Raw genomic sequence first — 18628 nt, 5'->3', positions numbered from 1 at the left:
GCTCCCACCACTCACGCCCGCTCCCACCACTCACGCCCGCTCCCACCACTCACGCCCGCTCCCACCACTCACGCCCGCTCCCACCACTCACGCCCGCTCCCACCACTCACGCCCGCTCCCACCACTCACGCCCGCTCCCACCACTCACGCCCGCTCCCACCACTCGCGCCCGGTCCCACCGCCGACCGCGCCAGGCCACGGCCGCAAGCGGCGGCAGCGACAGCGAGCGGGCACCCGGGGCGCCTGGCAGACCCGGCCGAACCCCGCGCCGGCCGCAAGCGGCGGCAGCAACAGCGAGCGAGCACCCGGCCCGGCCCGGCGGATCTGCGAGACTCCCCTACTTCCGGACCGTGATCGTGTGCTTTCCTCCGGTCAGCTCGATGCGCGCTCCCCCGGCGGCGGCCGCCGGCTTGTCGTCCACGTGGACGCGGGCTCCCGGAGGCGGCGTCGGCAGAGTGACGGTGCCGGAGGTGCCCTGCGGGGCGGTCACCGTCAGGACGAACTCCGGGGTCGTGCGCCACTGCACGGTGATCGGGCCGTGCGGCGTCGGCACCCGGCCGCGCGCCCACGTCACGGTGCCGGAGCGTGGCGTCACCGACCAGGTGGCGAAACCGGGTGTGGCCGGCAGCACGCCGAGCAGCTCGTTGATCAGCGCCGGCAGGACGCCGACGGACCAGCCGTGCGCCATGCTGGTGTAGCTGCCCTGGCACGGCGTCCCGCCGGGGCCGATGCCCTCCCACTGGGTGAGGCCGGGGTCGTGCGTGTGCATCCAGCCGTAGGTCCGCTTGATCTGGTCGATGGCGGAGCCGGCCCGGCCCGTGCGGAACCGCGCGACGATCTCCGGGTACGACGTGAACGCGTACACCCGCTGGGAGGCGCCACCGACGCCGGGCAGGGTGTCGTTGTCCATGAACGCGTTGCGGTACGGGAGACGGGTGTCGTTGTCCATGAACGCGTTGCCGTACGGGAGACGGGTGTTGTTGTCCAGATAGGTCAGTGCCGCGGCCGAGCGGGCGGGGTCGGCGACGCCGGCGGTGATCGCGATGGAATTGCCGTCCTGGCCGTGTCGGACGGGCCCCTCCGCCGAGTCGAGGGTAGGCGCCGGCTCGTGCGTCCCACAGGCGGGTGTTGACCGCGGCGGCGACCGTGGCGGCCCGAGGGGTCCAGCGTTCCGCCTCGGCGGGATGCCCGAGCAGGCCGGCCAGGCGGGCGCCGTCGCTCAGCGCCTGCACGTAGTTGGCGTTGTAGTAGGTGATCGCGCCGCTGCGGGGCAGGAACGCGTAGTCGCCGTAGCCACCGGCGCCGTTCAGGCCACGGCTCAGCAGGCCGGACGAGTCGGTGACGCCTCGGGTATCAGGTGTCCAGGACGGCGACCAGATGCCGCCAGTAGTCCCGCGCGTAGTCCACGTCGCACGTGCTCGGATCGTCGTCGATCGCGTTGCCGGGCCCGTACGTGCGAGGTTGTCCGTCGTTGCCGTTGTTCGGCGGGTGGAACGAGGACGCGGTGGCGGTGGTGCCCGCCGGCCGGGACGGCGGTGGCGTGGGCTCGGGGCGGACCAGCACGGTCCGCGCCCCGCCGGTGCGCAGCAGGCCGTCCGGGTTACGCACGTCGCCGGTGGTGGTGAGGACCCGTGCCGGGGGGGGTCCGCTTCGGCGGCGCGACGACGTACGACCGCCAGTCACTCACCGGATCCGGGGCGAGCGCCGGGAGGTTCGCCGCTCCGAGGGGCACCAGGCCCGCCGCTTGCAGGAGCGTTCGGCGGCGTAGTCCACGCGCTTCGGATGCCACGGGCGTCCGCGTCTCATTTTGAAACGTTCAAGTGACTGCGCACCAGCTTAGGGAGGACTCGCGCTTCATTCAAGACCCTCGATGAGCCGCCGCAGTGCGCGTCGACCCGAGGCGGATCAGCCGCTCGGCGTCGACCCGACGAGCTGCCGGAGTGCGCCGTCGACCTCGAGGCGGATCAGCCGCTCAGCGTCGACCCGACGAGCTGCCGGAGTGCGCCGTCGACCTCGAGGCGGATCAGCCGCTCAGCGTCGAGGGGATGGTTGTCGAGCATCCCGGTGAGTTCGAGGCTCACGATGCCGTGCACCCGGGTCCAGATGAGAATGGCGGCGGTCGCGACGGCCGGCGGGATCCCCGGGCGTTCCTGAATGCTCGCCCATGATCGCAACTGCTCGTCCAGAGCCTGGTCGCCACTGGTGCGACGCGCCGACGCATCGCCCGACGCGGCGACCAGCAGGTCGACGAGCAGCGCCATCGCCAGATCCAGCGGGGTGCGGATGCCGGCGTCGCCGGGCAGGTCGGCGGTGCGCTCGCCGAACAGCATCCGGTACCGCCACGGATATCGCAGCGCCCACTCGCGGTAGGAGGCGACCAGCAGTCGCACGCGCGCCTGTGGCGTCCGCCGGCCGCTGGCCGCCGCCTCGCTCATCGCCACCATCAACTGCTCGTAGGCGAGCGTCGTCAGGTGCGCGACCAGCGCGTCCCGCGAGGGGAAGTATCGGTAGACCGCGGGTGCCGACATCGCCATGCCGCGTGCCAGCGCCGCGACCGAGAGGGCGTGGAGGCCGTCCGCGTCGATGATCGCGAACGAGGCATCCCGCATCTCCTGGAGCGTCTGGGTCCGCAGTCGCTCACGCCGGTTCATCGGGCGCGGCTCGTTATCCATCTTCGCAGTGTAACCACCCTTGACGGTTTGCTAATGGGCAATGCATAGTTACGGCCATTAACAGAGCGACACACCATCGCGAGACTTCGGGAGCTGACGATGACAGGCTCGAACACCACCACCGAGGTGGTCCTGCCGGGCAAGGTCGCGGCGTCCGGCCTACGCCTGGTCGATCGGGAACTGCCGCCACCCGCCGCCGGCCAGGTCACGGTTCGGGTCGAGTCGACCGCCGTCTCGTTCGCCGAGAGCGCGATGCGCCGGGGCCGCTACTTCGGTCAGCCCCGGTTCCCGTTCGTGCCCGGTTACGACCTCGTCGGCATCGTCGAGTCCACCGGACCCGGCGTGGATCCCGCGCTGACCGGCCGGCGGGTCGCCGCCCTGACCAAGACCGGCGCCTGGGCCACCCGGGTCCTGCTGGCCGCGGCCGAGGTGGTCGAGGTGCCCGACGGGGTCACCCCCGACGAGGCGGAGACGCTGGTCGTCAACGGGGTGACCGCCTACCAGATGCTGCACGGCCGGGCGAGGGTGCGGGCCGGGCAGACGGTGCTCGTGCTCGGCGCCGGCGGCGGTGTCGGCACGATCCTGGTGCAGCTCGCCCGGCAGGCGGGCGCCCGGGTGATCGGCACGGCCGGCCCGCGGCACCACGAGGCGCTCCGGGCCCTGGGCGCGGAGCCGATCGACTATCGCGACCCCGATCTGGCGGCCCGGGTGCGTGAACTGGCCCCGGACGGCGTGGACGCGGTGTTCGACCACCTCGGCGGCGCCAGCGTCGGCCTCTCGTACCGGCTGCTCAACCGCACCGGGACGCTCGTGTCGTACAGCATCGCGAGCAAGCTCGACGACCGGACTCCGGTGGTGCTCACCTTCCTGGCATTGCTGAGCAAGCTCACGTTCTGGAACACCCTGCCGACGGGACGGCATGCGAGCTTCTACGACATCTGGGCGGGTGCGGGCAAGCCCGGCTCGGCCAGGCGCGAGGCGTTCCTGGCGCGGCTGCGTACCGATCTCTCGCACGTCTTCGGCCTGCTCAGCGACGGCAAGCTCAGCGCGCAGATCGCCGCCCGCTTCCCGCTCGCCGAGGTGGCCGCGGCGATGGAGCTGTCGGAGTCCTCGCACCGCACCGCCCTCGGCAAGATCATTCTGGTGCCGTGATGACCTCCGACGCCAAGGCCGTCGCCCGCTGGGCCGGACCCGCTCTCGTCGCCGCGGCCCTGATCGCCCTGATCGGGGAGGCGATCGTCGCCGCCGCCTGGGACCAGCGCCCCTACAGCTACGTCGAGGACTACGTGAACTTTCTCGGCAGCCGCTTCACCGGGGAGTTCCGCGGCATCGTCATCTCGTCTCCGCTGTGGTGGTTGATGAGCATCGCCTGGATCGCCGCCGGGATCCTGGTCGGCGTGGCGAGTGTCGCTCTGGGCCGCCGGCTCACCGGCTGGCGGCGCCGGACCGTCCCGGCCCTCGGCGCGGCACAGGCGGTCGCCCTGATCCTGTTCGCCGTGTTTCCGCTCGGCCCGGACCGCCTCACCGACGGAACGCTGCCGCTCTACCTGATCGGTGCGTTCCTCTCGATCATCGCCGGGAACGCCCTGGCCATCGTGACCGGCTTGGCCGGGCGGCCGCTCGGGTTTCCTCGGTGGCTCGCGGTCACCAGCGTCGTCGCCGGCGTCGTCGGGCTGCTCAACATCCCCCTCACGTACGGGTGGGTGCCGACCGGACTCGCCGAGCGCATCTCGCTGTACAGCTTTCTCGCCTGGGCCTTGATCACCGGCCTGAGCCTGTTGACTTCCCGGCATCACAACTGAAACAGTCTGTCCACAGTGACTGAAACGTTACAGTCGTAGCACCGCGTCGATCGGATCCGCTATGCGCCTGCCTCGCCGTGCCACAGTCGTCCTGACTCTCGCCCTCACCCTGGTCAACTTCGCCGTCGCCCCACCCGCGGCCAGGGCGGCCGGACAGGACGTCGCCGCCTCACCCACGGCGGCCACGTCGGATCTCGTCGTACCCGGGTGGGATGTCGAAGCCTTTGCCCACCCGACCGCGCAGAAGCCCGCGGTGCTCTGGTTCTGGAACCGGGTGCAGACCGAGGCGCAGGTCGACCGGACGCTGCAGGACATGCACGACGCCGGCTTCACCGAGACCGTCATCTTCCGGATGGACGCCGAGCCGTTCTTCACACCGGCCTGGTTCGACCGGGTCGAGCACGTCCTGGAGAAGTCGCGTGACCTCGGCATGAAGGTCTGGCTCGACAACGACTCGCAGTTCCCGAGCGGCGCCGCCGGAGGCCTGATCGTCAACGGCGGCACCGTCGGCGGCAAGACGTACGCCCCGCGACCCGACCTCGGCGTCAAGACCGCCGTCCGCACCGGCGACGTGGTCGTGCACGGCGGCGCCCGGGTCGACCTCGCCGGGCTGTTCGGCGCCGGCGTCCACCTGGAGGACGGCGAGGTCGTCGCGGACGCCGCCGTCTTCCCCGGCATCACCCTGCTCAAGGAGGGTGCCGGCTGGTCGGATTACACCGTCGAGGCGGGCTTCACCGTCGAGTCGGGCACCGCGGGCTTCATGGTGCGGTCACCCGACAAGCGCAACGGCTATCTCGTCGACGTCCGCAAGGCGGGCTACGTCGACTTCTGGAAGCAGGTCGACGGCGGCTTCTCGCAGATCCGGCTCGGATCGGCCGCGCCCGCGGGGTGGAACCCGGACGGCCGCCACACGATCAGCATCCGCGCCGTCGGCGATCAGATCTCCGCGACCCTCGACGGGATGGCGGTTCCGCCGGTCACCGACCGGACGTTCGCGACCGGCCGGGTCGGCATGCGCGTCGACGGGCCGCAGAAGTGGCGGCTCGACGACCTCGAGGTCGCCCCGGTCCCCGCCGGGACGCCGCTCTACCGCGACGACTTCACCGACCCGGCGTCCCTCGACGACTTCGACGTCGCGGTCACGCCGTTGAAGAACGTCATCGCCGTGACCGCCCGCCCGGCCGGGAGCAGCCGCCTCGACGACGTCGTGGACCTGACCGGCGACCGGACGTGGGACGCGCCCGCCGGCGACTGGCGCGTCGAGGCGTTCACCTACCGCTTCCGGGGGGACAACTATGCCGACACCCTCGACGCCGAGGCGATGGCCCTCTACGACCAGATCGTCATGGGCGAGTACCACGACCGCTTCGCCTGGGCCTTCGGCACGGTCCTGCAGGGCTTCGCCGACGACGAGCCGTCGCTGAGCGACCGGCCGAACGAGAACGCCGTGCCCTGGTCACCCTCGCTCGCCGGCCGTGTCGAGGCCGGCGGCACGACCGTCGCCCGGGCGATGGTGTCGGTGTTCAACGACATGGGCCGCGAGGGGGCGACGGCCAAGGGCCGCTTCTACCGGGCCGCGTCCGACCAGTGGGTCGACACCTACTGGAAGCCGAAGTACGAGTGGACCGAGGCCCACGGCGTCTCGATCATCTCCAACCCGCTCTGGGACGAGCACGGGCCGCTCGAGGAACTACGCCACTCGGGCAACCTGCTCACGGCGCATCAGTGGGCGCAGATCCCCGGCACCGACCTGATCTTCAACGACGTCGGCAACGGTGCCGCACGCTTCCTGCCCCGCACCGCGGCCAGCGTCGCACACCAGATGGGCAGACCTCTGGTGTACGACGAGCTGATGGGCGCCACCGGATGGGAGAAGTCCCTCGACGACCTGCGCGAAGGCGCCGCCACCTCGGCGCTTCGGGGCATCAACAAGGCGCTGTTCCACACCACGTACGACGGGATCGAGGGCATCCCGTACCCGCCGGTGTTCATGCGGGAGAACACCTGGTGGCCGTGGATGGGTCAGGTCAACACCTGGACCGGCCGGCTGATGGAGTTCGGGCGGCACACCACGGCCGCCCCGACGGCGCTGCTGCAGACGCAACGCTCCAACGAGGCCGCGCAACGCTCCGCCGCCGGTTTCGAGCCGGACCGGGACTGGATCGCCACGATGGGCTCGCTGGAGGACTCCCAGGTCGACTTCGACCAGCTCGACGAGGGCGCCCTCACCGCCGACCCGCAGGTGCTCACCCCCGCGTCCGTGGCCGGCGGGACGCTGCGCGTCGGCCGGATGACCTACACGACCGTCGTCGTGCCGAAGGCGCCGTACCTGTCGCTCGGCGCGGCCCGGACGCTTCGTGACTTCGTCGCGTCGGGCGGCGAGGTGGTCTTCGCCGGGCCCGCACCCGCCATGGAGGTCGACGGGAAGGACTCCCAGCTCGCCGCGCTGGTGGCGGAGATCCGCAGGCTCGGCGGGGACCGGGTGGTCACCGTCGCGGCGCCCGCTCAGGCCGGACCGGCCGCGGCGGGTCTCGGGCAGGCGGCCGTCACGCTGTCGACGCCGGACACCGGCATCCGCGTGCTGCGGTTCACCGAGGGTGGCACCGACGGATACCTGCTGCTCAACGAGGGCGGCGCGCCCGTCACCGTGGACGTGACCTTCCCTTCCGACGGGGTGCCGGCCGTCTGGGACCCGGAGACCGGTGACGTCACCGAGGCCACCACATATCGCGCCACCGGCGAGGGCACCGTCGTGCCCATGCGGCTCGAGCCCCGTGCGCCGGTCGGCGTCACCGTGAGCGGCACGCCTGGAGCGCACGTCTCCAAGGTCGTCGGAGCGGGCCGGGTGACCTCGGCGACTGTCGCCGGCGGGGTGCTCACCGGGCGGGTCCGCACCGAACGGTCCGGCGTCGTCAGGCTCCGCGGCGACGACGGTGCCGGCGGAGCGCTCGCCGGCGCCGGCGCACCTGTGGTCGTACCCCCAGCATTGGATCTTGATGGGGTTTGGACCATGGCGTTGGAGAACGGCGCGGCGCCGATCACGCGTCCATTGCGGGGCTGGAACGATGTCGCCCCGCTCTACTCCGGGAGCGCCACGTACACCACTCGGGTCACCCTTGGCGGCAACCGGGCCGAGTGGACCCTCGACCTCGGACGGGTCGCCGACGTCGCCCAGGTCACCGTCAACGGCACCCACGTGGCCGACCGGGTCTGGGCGCCCTACACGGTCGACCTCGGCGGCCTGCTCCGCGAGGGCGTCAATACGATCGAGGTGCGGGTCACCAACACCCAGGGCAACGAGAAGAACCGGCAGCCGTACGACTCGGGCCTGTTCGGACCGGTGACCCTGGTGCCCTCGGTGACCGTGCCGGTGACACTGACGCCGGCGGCCGTCTCGGCGGGGCGCGCCACGGCCACCGTGACCCGCGACGGGGCGGACGTCGGGCTGACCGTCGTCAACCACGGCGCCGAGCCGGTCACCGGCGTCGTCACCGCGGCCGGCCCGGACGGCTGGACGGCCCAGCGGTCCGCTCCCGTCCGGGTGCCGGCCGGTGGCTCGGCCCGCGGGGTGGCGCACCTCTTCCCCGGCGGCTTCGAACCCGTCGGCGACGTGCCGGTGCGCGCGGCGTTCCTGGTCGGCGGGACCGCGGTCGACGACGCGGCCACGACTCTGCGCTGGTCCTTCGCGACCCCGCCCGGCGGAGCGGCCGACCACGTCGACCTCGGGGACACCGCGTCGGAGAAGGCGCACGGGCTGACGGCATCGCCGACCAGCGGCACGAACGTCGAGGCCGGGCTGAGCCGCCGCTACGCCGGGTACCGGGTGCCCGACGCCTGGTACGAGTTCGACGTCGCGGTCACCCCCGGGAAGCCGTTCGTGCTGCAGGGCCTGGAGACCTACGACGACAATCCGCAGCAGAAGAGTTACCGGATCCTCGTCGGCGGCGAGCTCGTCGCGACCCGGCTCAACGTCCGGCCGCTGCGCCGGGCGGGCACCGCCGCGTACCGGTTGCACGTGCCCGCCGGGTTCGCCACGACCGGCACGGTTCGCGTACGGGTGCAGAGCCGCGCCGATCCCGACTTCTCCGACCCGTCGCTCGCGGACGTCTGGGCGCTGCCGGCGCCGCCTCCGCACCACGGCTGACACCGGCGCGCTTGACTCTCCAGCGGCTGCAAGGTCGAGGATTCACCCATGGATGAACGCCCCGGCCTGCTCACCATCGGCCAGCTCGCCCGCCGCACCGGCCTGACCGTGCGTACCCTGCGCTTCTGGTCGGACACGGGAGCCGTCCCGCCGGTGTCCCGCTCGCCGAGCGGCTACCGGCTGTACGACGCCTCCTCGGTGGCCCGCGTCGAGCTCCTCAGGACCCTGCGCGAGCTGGGATTCGGGCTCGACGACGCCGGCCGCGTCCTGGACGGGCAGGTCACCGTCGCCGAGGTCGCCGACGCGCATGTGGCGGCCCTCGACGCGCAGATCCGCTCACTGAGGATGAGCCGGGCCGTCCTGTCCACCGTGTCCAAACGAGGTTCCACCACCGAGGAGACCGCCCTGATGAACCGGCTGGCACGACTTTCCGCCACCCAGCGCGCCCAGATCGTCGACGACTTCAAACGGGACGTGTTCGGCAGCCTCGACGTCACCCCGCAGGTGCGCGAGCGCATCCACGCCCTGCGCATCGACCTGCCCGACGATCCCACACCCGACCAGGTGGACGCGTGGATCGAGCTGGCGGAACTGGTGGCGGATCCCGGCTTCCGGGCCCGGATGCGGAGGTTCCTCGAGCTGAGCACCCCGGCGCCCGGGCAGGACGACCCGCCGGGGGCTCGCATCTGGTGGGCCAGGCAGGTGGTGAACACCGTCGCCGAGGCCCGGGACCGCGGGATCTCCCCCGGGACGCCGCCGGCCGCCGAGGTGGTCTCCGGCCTGTTCCGCGCCGCCGACCTGCCCGCCGTGCGGGAATGCCTGGAGGCCGGGATCGAGGCGGGCGCGGAACGGTACCGCGGGCTCGTCGCCCGGGTGCGCGGGCAGCGCTCCGCGCCGGACGCCGGCGACGATCTCCGATGGCTGGCCGAGGCCATCCGGAGCGCCTGAACCGGCCGTCAGGGCTTGCGGGCCACGCCGCCGATCATGGTGTAGTAGGTGTCCGTCTGCTCGGCCGGGGCCTCGTCGCCGGGACGCCACTCGGCCAGCGGCACCAGTCCCGGCTCGATCATCTCGAAGTCGCCGAAGTACGCCTGGATCTCCTCGCGGCGCCGCCACCGGCCGGTGCCCATGGTCTCGTTGAACACCTGCTCGACCTCGCGGACCTTCGCCGAGATGCGCGGGTGCTCGCCGGCCGGATCCCAGAAGTGGATGATCGCCAGATGACTGCCGGACGGCAGTGCGTCACGCAGCGTGGCCGCGATCGCGCCCGGGTCCTCGGAGTCGTGCACGTGGTGCAGGATCGACAGCAGCAGCAGGGCGACCGGCTCGTCGAAGTTCAGGCACTCGCGGACGACCGGGTGCTCGAGGATCTCCCGCGGAGCACGGACGTCGGCCTCGATCACCTTGGTGTTCGACTCGTCGGCGAGCAACGCGCGGCCGTGCACGAGAACCATCGGATCGTTGTCCACATAGACGACGTGCGCCGCCGGATCGACCTCGTAGGCGACCTGGTGCACATTGGTCTGCGTGGGCAGCCCCGAGCCGATGTCGAGGAACTGGCGGACGCCCGCCTCGGCCGCGAGATAACGCACCGCACGGCGCAGGAACGCCCGGCAGGCACGCCCCGCCTCCGGCGCGTCGGGCATGATGGCCATCGCGTGCTCGGCGGCCGTCCGATCGACCGCGAAGTGGTCCTTGCCGCCGACCATGAAGTCGTAGACCCGGGCCACGCTGGGCCTGGTGACGTCGATGCCCGGAGGTGCCGACTCACTTTCGGTCACTTCGGTACTCTCTTCTGTGGATCCCCGCACAGCGCCCGCAGCCTAGTGGATGTTGACGAACGCGGCCACCCGGCTTCCGTGTCCGGTCAGGCGGCCGGCAGGCGGAAGCGCTCGAAGAAGTCCCAGAGGATCCGGGAGGCGTCGATCTCGCTTCCCGGCTCGTTGACGCCGGGCCAGACGTGCCCGCCGTTGCTGATCCGGTAGAGCACCACGTCGGCGCCGCGCCGGCAACCGGTGTAGGTCAGCCGGGTCACGTGCTCGGTGACCGTCTCCGCCCGCGGTCCGCTCCGGCACCCGTTGAGCCGCGCCCAGGTCTGCGCCGCGAGCGGGACGGCGTAGCCCCACCGCAGGTCGGCACTGCCCGGGTACGGGTTGACCGTGTCCTGCTGCCCGTGCCAGGTCACGACCGGCACCGGACGCCCGGGACGGCAGTCCTCGGCCTCCGGGACGGTGACGTCGTCGGGGTCGGGGCGGCCCGCCCGCAGCCCGGCGCCGGCGGCGATCGCCGCGATCTTCCCGGAGAGGCGGCAGGCCAGCGCCGACGACATCCGGGCGCCGCCGGAGTTCCCGGTCGCGTAGGTGCGGCGCGGGTCGGTGCAGAGCCTCTCGGCGAGCACGTCGATCACCTTGCCGAGGAACCGGACGTCGTCCCGGGCGTCCGGCGGCGGCATCTGACCGGCCGTCGTGGGCACCCCGGGCACGTTCCACGCCCAGCTGCCGTCGGCCGGCATCGGGTTCTGCGGCAGCGAGATCGCCCCGTTGGGCGCCGCCACGATGAAGCCGTTCTCGTCGGCGACGGCACGCAGGCCGGTGTAGTCCATCTGGCCGGGCCCGTTGCCGCTGCTGCCGTGCAGGTTGAGCACCAGGGGTACGCGTCCGGCGCCGGGAAGGGCCGGCGGGATGTGCACCAGGACCGGATAGGTCTGTCCCTGGAAGCGGACGTCCACGGTGGCGTCCCCGGGCGGGCGGGAGCAGCTCGCCGAGGCTGCCGCGGACGCCGGCGCGGCGGCGCCGGAGACCAGGGCCGCGGCGGCGGCGATCACGAGGGCGGCCCTGCGGACCGGACGGTCAGACATGGCATCAATGTATGTCAATGCTTGCCCGACACGCCGACGATCGGGGGACGAACCGCCTCGTTTCCCGATCACACCCACATCGTTCTTTCATGATCAAGAACCGTCTCGTCGCCGCCGCGCTGAGCGCCGGCATCGCCCTCACGACCGCCGCGGCAGCGCCCGCCACGGCCGCCACCGCGGCCTGCCCGCAGTTCGCGAACCGGGTGAAGGCGGCCGTCGACCGGGACGTCGACGTGGACCGCATCACCCCGGAACCGGTGTGGCGCAGCGGCTGCGGCACGCTCTACCGCAGCGACAGCCGCGCACCGGAGGTCATCTTCGCGGAGGGCTTCGCCGCCAAGGACGTGGCGAACGGCCAGTACGACGTGGAGAAGTACGTCCTGGAGAACCAGCCGTCGCCGTACGTCTCCACCACCTACGACCACGACCTCTACAAGGCCTGGTACAAGGCCGGCTGGAACTACTACATCGACGCGCCCGGCGGGGTGGACGTCAACCGGACCATCGGATCCACCCACAAGTACGCCGACCAGCAGGAGGTCGCCTTCCCCGGCGGGATCCGGCGGAAGTACATCATCGGCGTCTGCCCGGTCGACAAGTCGACCAGGACCGAGATCATGGACGACTGCCGCAGCAACCCGGACTACACGCCCTGGCACTGACTCAGGGCGTGTAGCGGCGGAACGTACCCCCGGTCATGTATTTGATCTGGATGCCGTGGGCATGCTGGCCCTGGTCGAGCGCGAACACCCCGCTCCCGTCGTCGCGGGCGCTGATGTAGAGGTTCTTCCCCTGGTAGGCGCCCAGGAAGATGCCGGTGTGCGAGCCGTTCGACCAGATGTCGCCGAGCTGCGGGGCGGTGACGACCGGGAAGTTCGGGATCAGCTGGCCGGCGTTGCCCCACTGCCTGGCCTGGTAGGGGAAGAACTTGCCGGGCTGTTCGGCCGAGGCGATGGCCTTGTGGACGAGGCCGAGTGAGCCGAACAGCACCTCGGCGACGTAGGCGTTGCACTTGTACTGGCTGGCGGGGACGACCGCGTAGTCGGCGGCGCTCATGACCAGGTCCTTGGAGTCCCAGCTCCCCTCGCCCCACTGGTCGCCGCTGTCCTTGCTCCACAGGATCAGCGCCTGCATGACGATGGCGACGTCCGGCGGCAGCAGCGCGTCGGCCGGCGCCGCCTTGACCCGCTTGTCGAGCTCGGTCCGGAAGTCGTGCACCGCCGCCTGGAAGGTCGCGCCGTCGGTCTCGGCCGAGGCCGCCTTGCCGACCGCGTCCAACCGGGCGAGCAGGCCGCCGACCGGTGCTCGCTGCTCCCCGGCCCGCTTGAGCGTCGCGGCGTGGGCCCTCTCCGCCGCCAGGTACGACAGCTTGAGTGCGGCCGGCAGCTTCTCGACCAGGTCCGGGTTTCCGCCGAGCCGGAGCCGGAACCGCAGGTGGCGGCCGTCCCGGGTGCTGGCGGGTGGGTCGGCCACGAGCACCGAGGGATCGGACACCGGGCCGCTCCAGAGATGGACGGCCGCCTCCTCCGGCGTGACCGGTCGGTCGAAGACGGCCACCGCGCCCTTGTCGGCGGCGATCGTGACCTGCGCGCCGAGGGACGTCGCCAGGGGCGCCCGCTGCACCAGGAGGCGCGTGACAGCGTCGTTCCCCGCCGTCGCCTGCAGCTGAAGGAGGCGGGGCACGACGGTTCCGCGTACGGCCGCCGCCTTGTCCTCGTCCGGGGGCCGGGCCGACCGGCCGCGCAGTGTCGGTGCCATCAGGCGTGAAGAGTAGGCGCCACAGGGCCCGGATCCGACTCATCGGTCCAAGATCCGACGCCGCAGCAGCGCCACCGAGAGGGTCAAGGTCAGGGCCGACGCCACGGCCGCTCCCGCGATCCACACGGCGGGCCTCTTCGGTGCCGTGGTAGTGGTGATCCAGCCGCTGAGGTTGTCGGTGCGGGCGGCGAGGTCCGGGCCGGAGTGGGGGCAGCGGGGACCGGAGCTGACGACCGCGGCCAGGGAGAGCGGCCGCTCGCGGAAGTACGGGCCGCCGGAGTCGTGCGGGCACGGGCTGGTGTCCGTACGCGGCGCGCGGCCGGACACCTCGACCAGCGCGCCGCCGTACGCGTCGACCGTGAACTGCCCGGTCTGCAGCCGGGTCACGGGCGCGCCGCCGGCGGTGGACAGACCGAAGCCGGTCAGCCGCAGCACCTCGCCCGCCCTCGGGGGCTCGGTGGCGACCCGGATCGGCGTGATGTCGGTGACCGCCTCGCCGAGTTCGGCCAGGGCCACGTCGGCGCCCTCCGCCTGCTCGACGTCGACGACCTCCACCTCGTGGCCCTTCGTGCCGCGCAGGTCGGTGCGGCCGACGACGGCGACGGTCCGCTCGCCGACGGTACGGCTGACCCGCCGGCCCCCGGCGTCCCGGAAGCAGTGCCCGGCGGTGACCACCCAGCGCGGCGCGATCAGGGCACCGGAGCAGGAGCTGTCCCGGGTGCCGCCGCCCTCGGCGGGCAGCCCGGTCACCGTGAGCAGGACCGAGAACCGGTAGCTCCCCTCCCTGGCGTTCTCGCCGTTCGCGATCGCGGCGGCCGGTCGCGCCGACCACGGCACGGCGACGACGCAAACCACGAGAGTGGTGAGGGCCGCTCTGATAGTCCTGGTCATGGCCGACGATGTTTCCGGCCGGACCGTCCGGGAAGCGTCAGCGGCGTCCTTATCGGCCGCTTACGTTCGATGTGCCAGTCTGTCGGGCGGCGATGCCAACAACGGGAGACCACGGGATGCGGGTACTGGTGGCGGACGACGAGCGGCTGCTGGCCGACACGGTGGCGGACGGGCTGCGCCGGCTCTCGATGGCGGTCGACGTGGTCTACGACGGGGACAGCGCCCTGGAACGTCTGACGGTCAACAGCTACGACGTCGCCGTCCTCGACCGGGACATGCCGGGCCGGACCGGCGACGAGGTGTGCCGGCAGATGGTCGGTTCCGGGGACGGCACCAAGGTGCTGATGCTGACCGCCGCGGCCGGCATCCGGGACCGGGTCGAGGGGCTCGGGCTGGGCGCCGACGACTACCTGACCAAGCCGTTCGCCTTCGCCGAGCTGGTCGCCCGGGTGCAGGCGCTGTCCCGGCGCTCCGGTCCCGCGCTGCCGCCGGTGCTGGAGCAGGACGGGATCGTTCTGGACAGCACCCGGCACACCGCGACCCGGGACGGGCGGATGCTGACCCTGTCGTCGAAGGAGTTCGCCGTCCTGCATGTGCTGATGCGCGCCGGCGGCCGCGTGGTCAGCGCCGAGGAACTGCTGGAACACGCCTGGGACGAGCACGCCGACCCGTTCACGAACGCGGTCCGGATGACCGTCATGACGTTGCGCCGCCGGCTCGGCGACCCGCCGGTGATCCAGACCGTTCGCCGGGCCGGCTACCGGATCGGCTCGTGAGCGCCCGCTCACCGGCCCGGCGGATCCTGCTGCTCTGCCTGGCCGTCCTGCTCGCCGGGCAGCTCGCGCCCACGATCGCCGACCAGGCCCTGGCCCTGTGGCGCGAGTTCGGCCCCGGCTGGTGCGAGCCGGCGCCGGGCCGCGTGCCGGACGGTTTCCTCTGCGTCCAGCTCTTCCGCCGGCCCAGCATCCCCGGCACGCTCCTGACTCTCCTCGTGCTGGCCCCTCTGCTCGCCGCCTGCCTGCCCGCGGTGCGATGGTGCCTGCGCCCGCTGCGCGACGTGGCGGCGGTGATCGGCGATGTCGGACCGCAGAACCTGGGCCACCGGCTGCGTCCCGGCCCGGGCGCCGACGAGCTCGCCGTCCTCGGCCGCACGATCGACGACATGATGGACCGGATCGCCACCGGCTACGAGGCTCAGCGCCGGTTCGCGGCGGACGCGTCCCACGAGTTGCGCACCCCGCTCGCGGTCCAGCGGACCCTCATCGAGGTCAGCATGGCCGGGGAGCTGACCACCGGGCAGCTCGAGCTGCTGGCCGGCCAGTTGCTGGCCACCAACCAGCGCAACGAGCGCCTCATCGAGGGGCTGCTGGTCCTCAGCGAGAGCGACCGGGGCCTGATGACCCGTACGCCTCTGCGCCTGGACCTGATCACCGCGGCCGTGCTCGACGCCCACCGCAAGCGGGCCGCCGAGGCCGGCCTGACCATCACCAGCGACCTGCGGCCCCGGTCGGTGCTCGGCGAGCAGGTCCTGCTGGAGCGGCTGGTCACCAACCTGGTCCAGAACGCCGTGAAGTACAACCGGGCGGACGGCACCATCGACGTGCGGGTCGGCGACGACCCCGCGCTGGTCGTCACCAACACCGGCGACGACGTGCCGCCCGAGGAGGTGGCGGCGCTGTTCGAGCCGTTCCGCCGCAGAACCGGCACCCGCATCGACCACAGCGGCGGCGCCGGGCTCGGCCTGGCGATCGCCCGCTCCATCACCCAGGCTCACGACGGTCTGATCACGGCCTCGTCCACCGGCCGCGACGGCATGCGCGTCCAGGTCACCCTGCCCGTCACCGCTCCAGGCCGGTAGCGGCCGGCGGCGAGCCCGTGCTTGGTCGCCTGCCGGGCTCCGCGGAGCCTAGAACGGGTGATCGAATCTGGGCGTTTCACGTTTTCCCGGGCATCCCGCACCCCAAGATGTGAAGAGCCATTTCTTCCGATCGGGGTATCAGGTATGCGGAACTGGAGCATCGGTCGGCGTCTGGGCGCGGGCTTCCTCGTCGTGGTGCTGACCATGGTCGCACTCGTCGTGGTCGGCGTCGCTCAGGTGCGCAGCATCGACACCGGGCTGACGACCATCAACGACCAGAACGCGGTCAAGCAGCGCTTCGCGATCAACTTCCGGGGCAGTGTCCACGACCGGGCGATCGCGCTACGCGACGTGGTGATGGCCGGCCGGGACACAGCCGCGGTCGACAAGGAAGTCGACCTGATCAAGGTGCTCGAGGACAAGTACTCCGCGTCCGACCAGAAGATGCAGGCGATCTTCGCCGACCCGTCCAGCACCAGCGACGCCGAGAAGGCCGCCTACGCCGACATCAACGGGGTGCAGCAGCGGACCCTTCCGCTCATCGAGCAGGTCGTCACGCTGCAGCGTGCCGGGGATCGGGACGCGGCTCTGAAGCTTCTCACCGAGCAGGCCAAACCGGCCTTCGTCGACTGGCTCCGGGTGATCAACGTGTTCATCGACCTCGAGGAGGCGATGAACCAGAAGGAGACCGCCGCGGCCCGGAAGACGGCCGGCGCCTTCATCGCTCTGATGACCGGCCTGCTCATCGCCGCCATCGCGATCGCCGCGCTGGTGGCCTGGCGCACCGCCCGCGGCATCAGCCGCCCGCTGGACGAGGCGGGCGAGGTGATGACGGCCGTGGCCGGCGGCGACCTCACCCGTCGCCTCGACGTCTCCTCCAGCGACGAGGTGGGCCGGATGAGCGCCTCCATGAACGCCGCCCTCGACTCGGTCGGCGCCGTCCTCACCCGCCTGGCGACCGGTTCCGTGACGCTCGGCGCGGCCAGCGACCGGATCGGCACCCTCTCCACCGAGCTGGCGGCCGGCGCCCAGCGGTCGTCCACGCAGGCCGACGCCGTCGCCGCGGGGGCCGGCGAGGTGTCCCGCAGTGTGCAGACCGTCGCGGCCGGCTCCCAGGAGATGGGCGAGTCCATCCGCGAGATCGCCCAGAACGCCGGCCAGGCCGTCACCATCGCCGGGCAGGCCGTCACCGTCACCCACACCACCACGGAGACCATGTCCCGGCTGGGCACCTCCAGCCAGGAGATCGGCGCCGTGATCAAGGTGATCACCAGCATCGCCGAGCAGACCAACCTGCTGGCCCTCAACGCCACCATCGAGTCGGCCCGGGCGGGCGAGGCCGGTAAGGGCTTCGCCGTGGTCGCCGGCGAGGTCAAGGATCTGGCCCAGGAGACGGCCCGGGCGACCGAGGACATCTCCCGCCGGGTGCAGGCCATCCAGGCCGACACGGCCGGGGCGGTCGCGGCGATCCAGGAGGTCTCCCGGATCATCGGCCAGATCAACGACTACCAGACCACGATCGCCTCGGCCGTCGAGGAGCAGACCGCCACCACGCACGAGATGAACCGCAGCGTCACCGAGGCCGCCGACGGCGCCGGCCAGATCGCCGCCAACAGCGGCAACGTGGCGGCGCTGGCCCGTACCAGCAGCGACCTGGTCGGCCAGTCCGAGCAGGCGGCGCGCGAGCTCTCCGACGTCTCCCGCGAGCTCCGCGAGCTCGTGTCCACCTTCCGCCTCTGAACCCGGACACGAAAATCGCTTGACCGGCGTGATGGGCTGGGCGCGTGATCAACCTCTCCGCCGGGCTGTCCCCGTCCACTCTCGACGCCGTCGAGAGCCTGGAGCGCCGGGTGGTCGCGGCCGACGGCGGGCGGCTGAAACTCGAGTGGAACGCGTTGCGCCACCGCTCGGGTAAGGACGTCGAGGATGTCCTGTGGTGGGAGGGCGAGCGGCTGCTCGGCTTCCTGGGCATCTACAGCCACGGCGCGCCCACCATCGAGCTGGCGGGCATGGTGGATCCCGGGGCGCGGCGGCGCGGGATCGGTGCCGCACTGCTGGACGCCGGGCTCGACCTGTGCCGGCAGCGCGAGCACGACTCGATCCTGCTGGTCGTACCCCGGAGTTCGGTGGCGGGACGGTCGCTCGCCGAACGGCGCGACGGTCGCCTCAGCCACTCCGAGCACGCTCTCCAGTTGCTCGGCGAGCCCGTCGAGGCGGCCGCCGATCCCAGCGTCACGCTGCGCACCGCACTCCCGGCCGACGAGGCGGCGATACGGGAACTCATGCGCCTGGGATTCGGCTGGGAGCCACCCGAATCCGCCGGACCCGACCCCAGCACCCTCGTGGTGGAGCAAGGAGGCCGGCCGATCGGCACCGCCCGGCTGCTCAGGGAGGGCGACCGGGCCGGCGTCTACGGCTTCGTGGTCCACCCTGACCACCGGGGACGCGGCATCGGACGGGACGTGCTGCACCGCATGTGCCGCACGGCCCTCGCCGACGGCGCCACCGCCGTCCACCTCGAGGTTGCCACCGACAACGACCGCGCCCTGAACCTCTACACCTCGCTCGGCTTCCGGCCGGTGATCACCGAGGACTACTACGCGCTGCCCGGCTGGAGCAGCCGGGTTCCGCCGGCCTCCGGTTGAC

At 72.1% G+C, this 18628-nt stretch carries 16 protein-coding genes; 9 read left to right on the top strand and 7 right to left on the bottom strand.

Annotated features, from left to right (window positions below):
* Positions 1–337 precede the first annotated feature (337 nt).
* The 3 genes from QSK31_RS02395 to QSK31_RS02385 form a co-directional block, all read right to left on the bottom strand.
* Positions 338–949 carry an alpha-L-rhamnosidase C-terminal domain-containing protein gene (locus QSK31_RS02395; RefSeq protein WP_285680437.1) on the bottom strand — a complete coding sequence of 204 codons (612 nt, stop codon included), beginning with the start codon at positions 947–949 and terminating at the stop codon, positions 338–340.
* Between the two features lie 404 nt (positions 950–1353).
* Complete coding sequence (locus tag QSK31_RS02390; protein WP_285680436.1) at positions 1354–1608, bottom strand: hypothetical protein; 255 nt, start codon at positions 1606–1608, stop codon at positions 1354–1356.
* Positions 1609–1964: 356 nt separating this feature from the next.
* A complete protein-coding gene (locus QSK31_RS02385) occupies positions 1965–2672 on the bottom strand; it encodes a TetR/AcrR family transcriptional regulator (RefSeq protein ID WP_285680434.1) in 708 nt (235 codons plus the stop codon).
* Between the two features lie 99 nt (positions 2673–2771).
* On the opposite strand from QSK31_RS02385, the gene QSK31_RS02380 reads away from it, so the two are divergent.
* The 4 genes from QSK31_RS02380 to QSK31_RS02365 all read left to right on the top strand — a co-directional run bounded on the left by QSK31_RS02380 (position 2772) and on the right by QSK31_RS02365 (position 9566).
* Entirely contained in the window at positions 2772–3824 is a 1053-nt protein-coding gene (locus QSK31_RS02380) for a zinc-binding dehydrogenase (protein ID WP_285680433.1), read from the top strand.
* Complete coding sequence (locus tag QSK31_RS02375; protein ID WP_285680475.1) at positions 3824–4474, top strand: DUF998 domain-containing protein; 651 nt, start codon at positions 3824–3826, stop codon at positions 4472–4474. Before QSK31_RS02380 ends, QSK31_RS02375 begins: the two co-directional genes overlap by 1 nt.
* 61 nt (positions 4475–4535) lie before the next feature.
* Positions 4536–8618, top strand: a complete 4083-nt coding sequence (locus QSK31_RS02370; protein WP_285680431.1) for a glycosyl hydrolase — start codon at positions 4536–4538, stop codon at positions 8616–8618.
* A gap of 48 nt (positions 8619–8666) precedes the next feature.
* Positions 8667–9566 (top strand): helix-turn-helix domain-containing protein, encoded by a 900-nt coding sequence (locus QSK31_RS02365; RefSeq protein WP_285680429.1) that lies wholly within the window; start codon positions 8667–8669, stop codon positions 9564–9566.
* An 8-nt stretch (positions 9567–9574) separates the two neighbouring features.
* On the opposite strand, the gene QSK31_RS02360 is transcribed toward QSK31_RS02365, so the two are convergent.
* Positions 9575–10399: an SAM-dependent methyltransferase gene (locus QSK31_RS02360; RefSeq protein ID WP_285680427.1), complete on the bottom strand. Its 825-nt coding sequence runs from the start codon at positions 10397–10399 to the stop codon at positions 9575–9577.
* 86 nt (positions 10400–10485) lie between these two features.
* Positions 10486–11475: a CE1 family esterase gene (locus QSK31_RS02355; RefSeq protein WP_285680425.1), complete on the bottom strand. Its 990-nt coding sequence runs from the start codon at positions 11473–11475 to the stop codon at positions 10486–10488.
* Positions 11476–11564: 89 nt separating this feature from the next.
* On the opposite strand from QSK31_RS02355, the gene QSK31_RS02350 reads away from it, so the two are divergent.
* Positions 11565–12137: an ADP-ribosyltransferase gene (locus QSK31_RS02350; RefSeq protein WP_285680424.1), complete on the top strand. Its 573-nt coding sequence runs from the start codon at positions 11565–11567 to the stop codon at positions 12135–12137.
* 1 nt (position 12138) lies between these two features.
* Here the strand turns inward: QSK31_RS02350 and QSK31_RS02345 are convergent, their stop codons facing one another.
* Both QSK31_RS02345 and QSK31_RS02340 read right to left on the bottom strand, forming a co-directional pair.
* Positions 12139–13233, bottom strand: coding sequence for a hypothetical protein (locus QSK31_RS02345; RefSeq protein ID WP_285680423.1), 1095 nt, complete (start codon positions 13231–13233; stop codon positions 12139–12141).
* A gap of 39 nt (positions 13234–13272) precedes the next feature.
* Positions 13273–14124, bottom strand: a complete 852-nt coding sequence (locus QSK31_RS02340; RefSeq protein ID WP_285680421.1) for a S1 family peptidase — start codon at positions 14122–14124, stop codon at positions 13273–13275.
* A 116-nt stretch (positions 14125–14240) separates the two neighbouring features.
* On the opposite strand from QSK31_RS02340, the gene QSK31_RS02335 reads away from it, so the two are divergent.
* The 4 genes from QSK31_RS02335 to QSK31_RS02320 all read left to right on the top strand — a co-directional run bounded on the left by QSK31_RS02335 (position 14241) and on the right by QSK31_RS02320 (position 18627).
* Positions 14241–14900: a response regulator transcription factor gene (locus tag QSK31_RS02335; protein ID WP_285680419.1), complete on the top strand. Its 660-nt coding sequence runs from the start codon at positions 14241–14243 to the stop codon at positions 14898–14900.
* Positions 14897–15982 (top strand): sensor histidine kinase, encoded by a 1086-nt coding sequence (locus tag QSK31_RS02330; protein WP_285680418.1) that lies wholly within the window; start codon positions 14897–14899, stop codon positions 15980–15982. Before QSK31_RS02335 ends, QSK31_RS02330 begins: the two co-directional genes overlap by 4 nt.
* A gap of 144 nt (positions 15983–16126) precedes the next feature.
* Complete coding sequence (locus QSK31_RS02325) at positions 16127–17722, top strand: methyl-accepting chemotaxis protein (RefSeq protein ID WP_285680416.1); 1596 nt, start codon at positions 16127–16129, stop codon at positions 17720–17722.
* A 44-nt stretch (positions 17723–17766) separates the two neighbouring features.
* Complete coding sequence (locus QSK31_RS02320) at positions 17767–18627, top strand: GNAT family N-acetyltransferase (RefSeq protein ID WP_285680414.1); 861 nt, start codon at positions 17767–17769, stop codon at positions 18625–18627.
* Position 18628: the final 1 nt, after the last annotated feature.

Source organism: Actinoplanes sp. NBRC 103695, assembly GCF_030269485.1.
Lineage (GTDB): Bacteria > Actinomycetota > Actinomycetes > Mycobacteriales > Micromonosporaceae > Actinoplanes.
Note: the sequence above shows the minus strand (reverse complement) of the source record. Positions and strands in the feature narration are given on the sequence as shown.

What these genes read in the sequence shown, in the direction of transcription:
- QSK31_RS02395 (WP_285680437.1), bottom strand. Translation starts at nt 949, where the DNA reads ATGGACAACGACACCCGTCTCCCGTACCGCAACGCGTTCATGGACAAC.
- QSK31_RS02385 (WP_285680434.1), bottom strand. Translation starts at nt 2,672, where the DNA reads ATGGATAACGAGCCGCGCCCGATGAACCGGCGTGAGCGACTGCGGACC.
- QSK31_RS02380 (WP_285680433.1), top strand. Translation starts at nt 2,772, where the DNA reads ATGACAGGCTCGAACACCACCACCGAGGTGGTCCTGCCGGGCAAGGTC.
- QSK31_RS02375 (WP_285680475.1), top strand. Translation starts at nt 3,824, where the DNA reads ATGACCTCCGACGCCAAGGCCGTCGCCCGCTGGGCCGGACCCGCTCTC.
- QSK31_RS02370 (WP_285680431.1), top strand. Translation starts at nt 4,536, where the DNA reads ATGCGCCTGCCTCGCCGTGCCACAGTCGTCCTGACTCTCGCCCTCACC.
- QSK31_RS02365 (WP_285680429.1), top strand. Translation starts at nt 8,667, where the DNA reads ATGGATGAACGCCCCGGCCTGCTCACCATCGGCCAGCTCGCCCGCCGC.
- QSK31_RS02355 (WP_285680425.1), bottom strand. Translation starts at nt 11,475, where the DNA reads ATGTCTGACCGTCCGGTCCGCAGGGCCGCCCTCGTGATCGCCGCCGCC.
- QSK31_RS02350 (WP_285680424.1), top strand. Translation starts at nt 11,565, where the DNA reads ATGATCAAGAACCGTCTCGTCGCCGCCGCGCTGAGCGCCGGCATCGCC.
- QSK31_RS02345 (WP_285680423.1), bottom strand. Translation starts at nt 13,233, where the DNA reads ATGGCACCGACACTGCGCGGCCGGTCGGCCCGGCCCCCGGACGAGGAC.
- QSK31_RS02340 (WP_285680421.1), bottom strand. Translation starts at nt 14,124, where the DNA reads ATGACCAGGACTATCAGAGCGGCCCTCACCACTCTCGTGGTTTGCGTC.
- QSK31_RS02335 (WP_285680419.1), top strand. Translation starts at nt 14,241, where the DNA reads ATGCGGGTACTGGTGGCGGACGACGAGCGGCTGCTGGCCGACACGGTG.
- QSK31_RS02325 (WP_285680416.1), top strand. Translation starts at nt 16,127, where the DNA reads ATGCGGAACTGGAGCATCGGTCGGCGTCTGGGCGCGGGCTTCCTCGTC.